The following is a 10,182-nucleotide window of genomic DNA, read 5'->3' as shown; positions in this document are numbered from 1 at the left end:
ATCAGTTGCCGTCGGACAGAGGTACGGGTGCGGCCAGCGTGCCGTGCGAGGACCCGAGCGACGACCCGTTATAGCTGGCTGGCTGCGGCGCCGGCCATGTCGCCCGTGCTGGACGCCATGCTGCCGCGGCGATAGTCGGCGGCCGGACATAGGAGCTGGCCGTAGACACTGCGGGTGCCGTCGCGCCGGCCGGCGCGTGCTGAGTATAGGAGGCATAACGCGCCGGGGCGCTCGGGTGGTACGCCACCTCGGAGGCGACTGCCTGACCGCTGGCGCGCGCACTCCAGGCGCGCCGCACCGCCTCGGCGCGTGTCGCCTCGAGACGGGCGACATCGACATGCGCAGGCTGCGGCCGGACGACGGCGTGGGCCGCCACCCGGCGCACCGCCGCCTTCGCGACCACATCCTGGGTGTTGCCGCCATCGGCCAGCTCGGTCTGGCGATGCGGTGCCGGCTTCTGCGAAGTCTTGTGCGCGTCGGCCTGGGCGATCGCCATCGCTGCGGTATCGGGTGCCGGGGCCAGGCTGTTCGGCGCCGGGGTTGTGGCAGGGGACTGGCCGACCAGATTAGGCGCGGTCTCCGGGGTGAGGATCGGATGCGGCGGCGTCTCCGGCCCGGGGGGCGGCAGCCGCTTGTCGAGCGAGGCGAGCTGGACGAACTGGGTCGGCGCCATCGGCTGGAGTTGCGGAAGGAAGCGCGTCGCCAACGTGCCGAGCCGGTCCGGCTGGTTCAGCAGTTCCCATTCGGCGCGCAGCATCGCGGTCCGCTCGCGTGTCGCCTGCGTATCGGCAACGATTTTCGAGATCTGCTGGTCGAGCAGCGTGGTGCGGTGCTTCTCGGAATAGAGATACAGACCGGACGCACCGGCGAGCAGGGCGCAGACGCAGGTGAAAGGGCGGATCATCGTGCGGCTCCGGCCGATATAGGGTTGTTCGAAAAGTCTGTAGACGACGAACCAGAACTCGGCATTGCCGGATCCGTCGGATTTTCCGACGCGGCACGAACGACACGTTCGAGCGCGCGCAGCTTGGCGCTTCGCGAACGCGGGTTGGTGCGGCACTCGTCCTCGCCCGGACGCAATGCCCGGTTGGCGACGAGTTTGAATGCGGCCGGTGCGCTCGGCAGGGCCAGACCGCGCGGGTCATGACGCGACGGCGCGGGCAGGCGCCCGGCGGCACCGGTCATGAAGCGCTTCACGATGCGGTCTTCCAGCGAATGGAACGACACCACCACCAGCCGGCCGCCCGGGCGCAGCAGTCGGGCCGCCTGTGCCAGGCCTTCCTCGATCTGGCCAAGCTCGTCGTTCACGCGGATGCGCAATGCCTGGAACGAACGGGTGGCGGGGTCGAGCCCGGATTTCTCCTGCGGCACCACGCGCCGGATGATGTGGGCGAGCTGCAGCGTGGTTTCGATCGGTGCATCCGCGCGGGTCGCCACGATCGCGCGCGCGATGCGGCGCGACAGCCGCTCCTCGCCGAACTCGTAAAGCACGTCGGCAAGCTCGGCTTCCGGCAGCGTGTTCACCAGGTCCGCGGCACTGGGGCCTTCGAGGCTCATGCGCATGTCGAGCGGCCCGTCGGTGCGGAAGCTGAAGCCGCGTTCGGCCTCGTCGATCTGGAACGAGGACACACCGAGATCCAACACGACCCCATCGAGCCCGTCGACACCCTGTGCGGCCAGCAGCGACAGCATGTCGCCGAACCCACCCTGGACCAGATGCAGGCGCTGGACGCTGTCGGACTGCTGCAACTGTGCAGCCATCGCAACGCCACGGGCGATCGCCTGCGGATCGCGATCGATCGCCCACAGGGTGCAGCGTGCGTGGGAGAGAATTGCCCGCGCGTAACCGCCGCCGCCGAATGTGCCGTCGAGATACGTTGCACCGTCGGCCGGACGCAGTGCCGCAAGCACCTCGCCGAGCATCACCGGCTTGTGGCCCGGCTCGCTGGCGTGCGGTCCGCCGGTGGCGGTCTGCGGGCTCAGGAGACGGCTCCGCGAACGGTGTCGTTGCCGGCCGGCAGCGTCACGCTGCGGGCTTTGGTTCGCGCTTCTGCGCGACGGCGCTCGGCAGCTTCCGGTTCCCAGATCTGGAAATGACGGCCGAGCCCCATGAAGGCGACCGAATCGGTCAAGCCCGCATGCGTGGTCAGCGGCTGGGGGAGAACGATGCGGCCTTCCTTGTCCGCATCGACCGTATAGGCATCGCCGTAGAGCGAGAGTGCCAGATCTTCCTGATCGTCGCTGAACATATCGAGCCGGTTCAGGGTTGGGCCAAGCGCCAGGAAGGCGGTCATCGGCCAGGCTTCGATGCAGGCGTGTTTCGGGGACTGGCGCAGGACCAGGAGTGGCTCGCCCGGGCTGGATAGCTCCGCCTGGACGCGCAAAACCGCACGGAAGCCGGCAGGGATAGAGACCCGCCCTTTGGCATCCAGTTTGTTCTGGTGCGTGCCAAGGAACACACTCACCGTTGTCCCCCCCTTAACCACAACCGGTTCTGCCGGTTGAAACCGCCCCCGCGGTATGCGTCGCTGATGCGATCGAACTGCATCAACCCAGAGACGATCGCGTTTTCCGCCGGCTGCGCTGGTTACAGCCGAGGTGACCAGAATCGTCTTGGGTGATCATGGGATATCATGGGAAAACATGGGGGGTCAAACTAAAGCGGCTGTTAAAACCGCAGAAAACCGCGATTCCTGACGAATCCCAAGTGCAGCTTCGCGAATGGACAATCCGCATCCGGAACAGTTACCAACCACTACTTGTTCTTGTTATGTTCTTGTTTTGCGAGTGGTCTTGCGATGCTGATCCCAGGCCCTGGGATTGGATGGGTGCACGCGAGACGAACCAGACGCAATGCCCGTTTCGTGAGCGGTTTCCGGGTGTTTTCTCGAAGTGCCAGACGGCCTGTAAGCCGGGTTCTGTCCGCAGGCGAACCTGCGGGACGATCATTCCTCTGGGACACGCATTGCTGCGTGCCTCGCGCGACCAACCCGGACGACGAGGCGGAAGAGCCTCCAGGACCTGACGCCGAAGCGCCGATCCCTGTCGTCCCTATTCGGTCTTGCTCCCGGTGGGGTTTGCCCTGCCGCCGCCGTTGCCGGAAGCGCGGTGCGCTCTTGCCGCACCGTTTCGCCCTTACCTGCAAGATGACCGCGTTGCCGCCGCCACCCCGTGCGGGCGGTTTGTTTTCTGTGGCACTTTCCCTAGGGTCGCCCCCGCCGGCCGTTAGCCGGCACCGTTCTTCCGTGGAGCCCGGACTTTCCTCCATCACGCGCGAGCAAGCCCCGAAGAGCGCACCCCCTTGCAACAGCGACCGTCCAGCCGTCTGGCGGCCGGAACCTGACGGCGGGAGGTGGTCCCGTCAAGCGGTTCGGTCCGGTCTTCCAGACACCCCGGTTCGAGCACGATCGATTGGGCAGGTGGTTCGATCGGGACCAGGGCGGCGGCATCGGTCGGGGTCGACCGCGCAGCCGGTTCCCGGCGCCGGCGTTTCGGTCTGCACCCTGATCATCGACATGGCCACGCGAGGTTGGCGTGGTTCATCTACGGACAGGCCATCGGCACGTCCGCCACGAACTCGCGAAAGCCCTCCCGGCAGGACACGCAAAGAAATATCGATTGCCGTTGCAGAGGACCCGACTGACCAAGCCGTCATCTGGCAGATGCGCCGGAACTGGCAGCGGAGAAATAGTTTCCGCCAGAGTTTCGGACAAAGAGATCCAGACCGATATGGCAACGAAAATACTGGAAATATGACACTTTGCCTGTCGCAACTGGCATGTCCAGAAGTCTCGACACGGGCCTCCTTGCTTCAACTTGAACGGTCCAGGTGCGGATAGACTGCAGGTCTGGCAAGGGTGCCTACGGCGGACAGAACTCGACTGAGCGAGGCGAATACGGTTCGCATCGTCCAGCTTCCTGCGGTGACACCTGGAAGGAAGATTAACGTTCGGATCTCTGCCCGATGATCGGAAAAGGGATCATCGACGTCGGTATCGTCGTGTCCGGCCGTTCAGATCTGCTTGATCGTATCGAAATCGAAGTGGTCTCCGTCCGGGTTCACCCCAATGCGCAGGTGCGTCGGCGTGACCAGCGTGTGTGGTGGCACCGGCAGGTTGTATGGAGCGGGTGCGCCGGCGAAGACGCGGCCAGCCAGGTCGAAGCGCGATCCGTGGCATGGGCAGGCGTAGCCTCCCGGTGCGGCCAGATCCACGGTCGGACGGAAGCGCGGGATACAGCCGAGATGGGTGCAGACGCCGACCATCACCCCATATTCCGGAACGATCGAGCGATGCCAGTTCACCGCGTAGTCGGGCTGCTGGTGCTCCGCCGACACCGGATCGCGCAGCCGTCGCTGCAATTCCGAGGTTTGCAGCGCCTGCAAAGCATCCTGCGTGCGATGGACGACGAAGACCGGATGGCCGCGCCACACCGTCTCGACCTGCTGCCCCGGTGCGAGGTGGGTCAGGTCGATGTCGACGACGGCGTCGGCCGCATCGCCCGAACCGGTACCATCCAGGCTGTCGATGAACGGCCAGGCGAATGCGCAGGCGCCGACGGCGGCGGTGGCGACGGTCAGCAGGGTCAGGAAATCGCGCCTGACCGGCTCGGCGGCGGCATTCGTGCCGGGCTCGTCATGCATGGGAAGGTCCTGCGACGGCATGTCGGGTTCCTGGCTCATGATCAAGGCAGCGGGTGGAACGTGCCGGTGGTCCCGGCATCGGTCTGTACCGTGTGCGTCAGCCGGTTGACCCGGACGGTGAACAGCTTTGGCAGCTCGCCCTTGGCGCCCGGGCAGCTACCGGAATGCTTCTCCATGACCTGCAGCCGGCTCGCGTCCGGCGGATCGTTGCCGTTGATGATGAACAGCAGGCAGTCCTTGCGGTCGTGGGTCAGACCCTCATCCACCACCACCCTACGCAGATGTTCCACGAGCTGGTAGTCGTTGTTCCAGTCGAAGCGGGCCGGCGCGACCTGGCTGAGGAAATGTTCCATCACCCCGGTCCGTTCCAGCAACAGGATCGCCACGCCTGCCAGCAAAGCCATCAGCACCCGCCTGACCAGACGGCTGCGCGTCGACATCCGGCGTTGGGCCGGAGACGGTTTGATGGGGACGGGCGAGGGGGCGAGGGTCGGGCGTTTTCGGTTCGGCGGCATGGCCTTGTGTAAAGCAGATCGGTTCCGGGTGGGAAATCGGCCGTTGCCGACAGGACTACCGCTCTCGCCGGTGGACGCTACGATTGCGGATGAGCTTCGGACCCTTCCGTTTTCTGGCCCTGATACTGCCGGTTGCCCTGGCGAGCCCGAGCCTTGGCGCGCACTGGGCCTGGGCGAAGGTGTCTTCCGATGAGGCCCGGCAGCTCCGCAGCACGCTGACACCGTTCGGTGCCCAGAAGGCCGGCAACGCGGACAACACCATCCCGGCCTGGACCGGCGGTCTCACCCGACTTCCGCCGGGTGTGGCCGCGACCGACCGGATGCCGGACTTCTACAAGGACGACCGCAAGATCCTGACCATCGACGGCAGCAACGCGGACGGGTATGAGGCCCGGCTGTCGCCGGGCACGATCTACCTGCTCACGCACCAGGACGGCTACAGGATCGAGATCTACCCGACCCACCGGCCTGCCGCCGCCCCACGTTGGTTCTATGACGCGACCGGTGCGAACGCGATTTCGGCCGACGCCAGGAACGTCAACTGGGTGTCGGACGCCAAGGGCGGTATTCCGTTCCCGATCCCGCATTCCGGCAAGGAGGCGATCTGGAACCTGAACCTCGGCTGGCGCGGCGTGCAGACCAAGTCGATCACCAGTTCGTTCGTCGTGCCGCCGGACGGCACCCCCACGCTGACGACAGCCGTGGTCGGGCAGCGTTGGAGCCCGTATGCCGACATGAGCTACCGGACCGGAGCCTTCGTCGGCTACTACCAGACCGAGCTTGACGACATCACCGGACCGGCCGGGCGGGCGGGCGACGTGGTGCTGTCCTGGCAGTCGATGGACCAGACCATGGTGCCGCAGATCACCTGGCAATTCCTGCCCGGGCAGCGCCGGTTGCGCAGGGCGCGGCAACTCACCTACGACGGCGCGAGCGTGGATTGCGGGGCCATCATGACGGTCGACGAGCGGTCGCTCTTCAGTGGCCCCCCTGATCGCTACGACATCGCGTTGGTCGGCAAGCAGGAGATGTACGTCCCATACGACGATAACGGCATGTTCCTGCATCGGTCCGGAGACCTGCTCGGCCCCAACTACCTGAACCCCGATGACGTGCGCTGGGAGTTGCATCGCGTCTGGGTGCTGGACCTGACCCTGGCGGCCGGGAAACACCATCTGTTGCCGCATCGCCGGCTGTATCTCGACGAAGATAGCTGGGAAGCGCTGGTGTCGGAGGATTACGGCGCGGACGGCCGCCTATCCAGGATCGGCCAGGCCTTCAACTACATGGCGCCGGCCCTGCCGGCCCTGATTGCCGATACCACCGTCATCTACGATACGCACAAGGCGGGTTATTGCCTGTCGCACGGGGTGACGTCGGATCATCCGGACGAGCGTGCGCTGGTGCCGGCCACGTTCGACCCCGGCTTCTTCTCGCCCAACATGGTTGCCGCCGCCTCTGCCCGCTGAACAGAAGACATGTCGGGATCGCCCGCTGGCGGGTTCAGCGCCCGCCAGATCCGGTCGCGGGTGAACGGGGTCCGGCGGAAGCGGTGGCCGGTCGCATTGGCCAGCGCGTTGGCGAGGGCCGCGGGCACCGGGTTGAACGGGCTCTCGCTCATCGACTTGGCGCCCAGCGGCCCGAGCCGGTCATGCGTGTCCGCGAAGAACACCGTCGTGCGCGGCAGGTCGGCCAGTCGCGGCATGTGGTAGCTGCGGAACGCCGGGTTGGTCACCGCTCCGGTCTCGTCCAGCCGGATCCACTCGAACAGCGCGCTACCGATCCCCTGCGCGACACCGCCCTCGACCTGGCCGCGACACTGGACCGGGTTGATGACGTGGCCGGCATCGGCTGCCTGCACGCTCTGCAGGATGCGCAGCAGCCCGGTCGGGCGGTGCACCGCTACGCGAAACCCATGCACGTTGAAACATACCGTTCGCGGGGTGCCGGTCGATAGTCCCTGTGCCGACAGCGGTGCCAGCGCGTGCAGCGCCAGGCGCTGCCGGCCGCGCACCACATGGTCGCGCCCGACCTCCCACTCGCCGGCCGGTGTTCCGGTCAGCGCCGCTGCGGCCTCGCGCATCGCGGCGGCGAGCGCATCGGCGGCGCGCTGCGTCGCGAGCCCGGCGATCGCGGTGCCGGTACTGCCGAAGGCGCCGGTATCATGGCCGAGCAGGGCGGTGTCCGACTGCCGGATACGGATGCGATCCACGCCGGTGCCGAGCCGGGCTGCGGCGATTTGCGCGTGCGTCGTGGTGGAGCCGTTGCCGAATTCGGCGGTGCCGACGATGAGTTCGTAGCCGTCCGCGGTCAGGCTGATGCGCGCCTCGCCGAAATGCCCCATCGGCGGCGCACTGTCGATCATCGAGGCGGCGACGCCGGTGCCGATGCACCAGTCCGGATCGCCGATTATCTCCCCGGGCACCTCATTGTTCGACAGCGCTTCGCGGACATGTGCCAGGCACTGGTCCAGCCCGTAGCTGCCGTATTCCACATCGTGCAGCGCCAGGCTGGTGGACACCATCGCGTCACCCGGCCGGATGACGTTATGTTCCCGGAACGAGACCGGATCGATGCCGAGGCCTGCCGCCACCTCGTCGATGGTCTGCTCCAGCGCGAAGATCGCCTGGCCCAGCCCGAAACCGCGGAACGCCCCGGCCGGCGGCGTCGTGGTGTAGACGACGGTGGCATCGACCTTCTTGTTCGCGCAGCGATACAGCGCGATCGACTCGTTGGTCGCGTGGAACATCACCGCCGGACCGAAATTCCCGTAAGCGCCGGTATCGGACAGGATGTCGAGGCTGATCGCGGTGAGGGTACCGTCCCGTTTCGCGCCGACGCGCGTGCGCACCCGCATCGGATGCCTGCAGGTGGCACCCATGAACTGTTCTTCCCGGGTGAACTCGATCATCACCGGTCGGCCGGTGCGCAATGCCGCCAGCGCCGCGATATCCTCGGTCAGCATTTCCTGCTTGCCGCCGAACCCGCCACCGACCCGCTCGCAGAACACCCTGACGCGATCGGCCGGCAATCCGAGCACGCGGACCAGTGCATTGCGGGTCAGGAACGGCACCTGGCTGCTGGTCCGCACCACCAAGATGCCGTCCTCGTCGACCCAGGCCAGCGAGGCATGGGTTTCCAGATGTCCGTGCTGCATGCGCTGGGTAAAATATTCGCCCTCGCGCACGATGTCGGCTCCGGCGAAGGCCGCCGCGACATCGCCGATCTCGTCATGCACCGATGCGACGATGTTGCGGTCGGGACGCTCGATTCCCGATGTCGCCGGGTCCTTGTCGTGGATGACCGGCGCACCGGGCGCGAGTGCTGCTTCCGGCGTCGGCACCGGGACCAGCAGCTCGTACTCCACGCGCAACGCGGCACAACCCTGTTCCGCGACGGCGACGCTGTCGGCGACCACGGCCGCGACGCGCTGGCCGACATGCCGCACCACCCGGTCAAGAATGGCGGTGTCGAGCGGGCTGTCCTCGAAACGGTCATGTCGTGCGGTGGAGAACAACTGCGCCGGCGCGTCCGCATGGGTCAGCACCAGCTGCACGCCTGGTATTGCGCGTGCTGCGGACGTGTCGATCGATACGATCCGCGCATGCGGATGCGGCGAGCGCAGCAGCTTGAGGTGCAGCACCCCTGCTGTCGGCACATCCAGCGTATAGGCTGCCTTGCCGCCGATGATGGCATGCGCCGCCGGTGCCAGCGGACTGCGCGCATCGCGGGCGATCGGCGTCAGGCCGGGATCGTCGAGGCTGCGGATCGCGTCGGCGATCGGGCCGTAGCCGGTGCAGCGGCAGATGTTGCCCTTGAGCGCGCGCGGCAGGTCCTGGCGTTGGGCCTGGTCCAGGCTGGCGGCGGTGACCAGCAGGCCGGGCGTGCAGAAGCCGCACTGGAACGCGGTGTGGTCGAGGAAGGCCTGCTGCACCGGATGCAGCCGGTCCGGGCTGGCCAGGCCATGCACAGTGGTGACGCTCCGGCCTTCGGCGCGGAATGCCGGCACCAGGCAGGAATGCACCGGGACGTCGTCGAGCAGCACCGTGCAGGCACCGCAATCGCCGGTATCGCAGCCTTTCTTGACGCCGAAATGTCCGTCCTCGCGCAATGCGGTGCGCAGGCACTGGCCGGGACGCGGGTCCAGCTCGCGTTCGGCGCCATCCACCGTCAGCTTCATGCGGACAGCTCGCGCCTGATCTCGTCTGCGAGGCGCAGCGTCATGTGCCGTCTCCAGTCGGGAGCGCCATGCACGTCGTGATACCAGCCGTCGGTGCTGGCGGCATCGTCGATCTCGAGTGCGAGCGACGCCCGGTCCGGCATGGTCTCGAATGTCAGGCGCAGCGGTCGCGGCACCGAGGCGGTCACCGTCAGCACCATCCCGTTGCCGTCAGCGCGGCCGACGAGCAGCGCGGCAGACCGGCCTTCCACCGTCAACGATGCCTGGCGGACCGCGTATCGGTCATGCAGCCGGGCCGTCGGTATGTCGATCTGCCGGAGCATGTCGCCGGGCTGCAAGCAGTTCACCTGAGGCGCCCGGATGAAGTCGGGCGCGGCGACGCTCCCGGTGCGGCCGTCCGCTCTCCAGACCACGCAATTGCCGTCCAGCGCCCCGAGCAGCGCCGCCATCGGGGCCGCGGGCAGGGCTAGACAGAGGTTTCCGCCGACCGTGGCCGCGTTCCAGATCTTGAACGACCCCCACAGCGCGCGGCAACACTCCCGCACCAGCGCCGATCCCGGCCAGCCGGCCTCGTTGGCGAAACGCTCGAGCTGCTCGAGGGTGCAGGTGGCTCCGATCGACAGGGTCTCGCGGGCCATGACGATGGCCGGCCAGCCAAGCGCCTGCAGATCGACCAGGCGGGTCAGGTCCCGTTGCGGTTCGGAGAACAGCCATGTGCCGCCTGCCAGGAAGGCATCGCCGGCTGCGTGAACCGGCAGCTCGTCGCGCCCGGACGGCCGCAGCACGGTTTGGATCGTGTTCAGGTCCATATCCGCATCCTCCCGGTAGGCAGTGGATGCAAATGT

The 10,182-nt window shown here is 67.1% G+C and carries 8 protein-coding genes and 1 other RNA gene; 1 reads left to right on the top strand and 8 read right to left on the bottom strand.

From position 1 onward, the window contains the following. Nucleotide 1: 1 nt before the first annotated feature. The 6 genes from ftsL to HN018_RS14000 all read right to left on the bottom strand — a co-directional run bounded on the left by ftsL (nt 2) and on the right by HN018_RS14000 (nt 5,082). Nucleotides 2–904, bottom strand: a complete 903-nt coding sequence (gene ftsL / locus HN018_RS14025; protein WP_239478666.1) for a cell division protein FtsL — start codon at nt 902–904, stop codon at nt 2–4. Next, nucleotides 901–1,983 carry a 16S rRNA (cytosine(1402)-N(4))-methyltransferase RsmH gene (rsmH, locus tag HN018_RS14020; RefSeq protein ID WP_275434343.1) on the bottom strand — a complete coding sequence of 361 codons (1,083 nt, stop codon included), beginning with the start codon at nt 1,981–1,983 and terminating at the stop codon, nt 901–903. The genes ftsL and rsmH overlap by 4 nt, the downstream gene beginning before the upstream one ends. Continuing rightward, nucleotides 1,980–2,465: a division/cell wall cluster transcriptional repressor MraZ gene (gene mraZ, locus HN018_RS14015; protein ID WP_171833461.1), complete on the bottom strand. Its 486-nt coding sequence runs from the start codon at nt 2,463–2,465 to the stop codon at nt 1,980–1,982. The genes rsmH and mraZ overlap by 4 nt, the downstream gene beginning before the upstream one ends. Nucleotides 2,466–2,891: 426 nt before the next feature. Beyond that, nucleotides 2,892–3,329: RNase P RNA component class A (gene rnpB / locus HN018_RS14010), an RNA gene on the bottom strand. 683 nt (nt 3,330–4,012) lie between these two features. Further along, nucleotides 4,013–4,663, bottom strand: a complete 651-nt coding sequence (gene petA / locus HN018_RS14005; RefSeq protein ID WP_338033972.1) for a ubiquinol-cytochrome c reductase iron-sulfur subunit — start codon at nt 4,661–4,663, stop codon at nt 4,013–4,015. Between the two features lie 20 nt (nt 4,664–4,683). Further along, nucleotides 4,684–5,082 (bottom strand): hypothetical protein, encoded by a 399-nt coding sequence (locus HN018_RS14000; protein ID WP_171833462.1) that lies wholly within the window; start codon nt 5,080–5,082, stop codon nt 4,684–4,686. A gap of 164 nt (nt 5,083–5,246) precedes the next feature. Here HN018_RS14000 and HN018_RS13995 point away from each other — a divergent pair, with 164 nt between their 5' ends. After that, a complete protein-coding gene (locus HN018_RS13995) occupies nt 5,247–6,626 on the top strand; it encodes a DUF1329 domain-containing protein (RefSeq protein ID WP_171833463.1) in 1,380 nt (459 codons plus the stop codon). Here the strand turns inward: HN018_RS13995 and HN018_RS13990 are convergent. Further along, nucleotides 6,539–9,337 (bottom strand): molybdopterin-dependent oxidoreductase, encoded by a 2,799-nt coding sequence (locus HN018_RS13990; protein WP_171833464.1) that lies wholly within the window; start codon nt 9,335–9,337, stop codon nt 6,539–6,541. The genes HN018_RS13995 and HN018_RS13990 overlap by 88 nt on opposite strands. Continuing rightward, entirely contained in the window at nt 9,334–10,146 is an 813-nt protein-coding gene (locus HN018_RS13985; RefSeq protein ID WP_171833465.1) for an FAD binding domain-containing protein, read from the bottom strand. Before HN018_RS13985 ends, HN018_RS13990 begins: the two co-directional genes overlap by 4 nt. Nucleotides 10,147–10,182 lie beyond the last annotated feature (36 nt).

Origin of the sequence: Lichenicola cladoniae (assembly GCF_013201075.1) — a bacterium.
Lineage (GTDB): Bacteria > Pseudomonadota > Alphaproteobacteria > Acetobacterales > Acetobacteraceae > Lichenicola > Lichenicola cladoniae.
This window is presented reverse-complemented; position numbering and strand designations above follow the sequence as displayed.

Coding starts and splice junctions, on each gene's coding strand:
- ftsL (WP_239478666.1), bottom strand. CDS start 904: ATGATCCGCCCTTTCACCTGCGTCTGCGCCCTGCTCGCCGGTGCGTCC.
- petA (WP_338033972.1), bottom strand. CDS start 4,663: ATGCCGTCGCAGGACCTTCCCATGCATGACGAGCCCGGCACGAATGCC.
- HN018_RS14000 (WP_171833462.1), bottom strand. CDS start 5,082: ATGTCGACGCGCAGCCGTCTGGTCAGGCGGGTGCTGATGGCTTTGCTG.
- HN018_RS13995 (WP_171833463.1), top strand. CDS start 5,247: ATGAGCTTCGGACCCTTCCGTTTTCTGGCCCTGATACTGCCGGTTGCC.
- HN018_RS13990 (WP_171833464.1), bottom strand. CDS start 9,337: ATGAAGCTGACGGTGGATGGCGCCGAACGCGAGCTGGACCCGCGTCCC.
- HN018_RS13985 (WP_171833465.1), bottom strand. CDS start 10,146: ATGGACCTGAACACGATCCAAACCGTGCTGCGGCCGTCCGGGCGCGAC.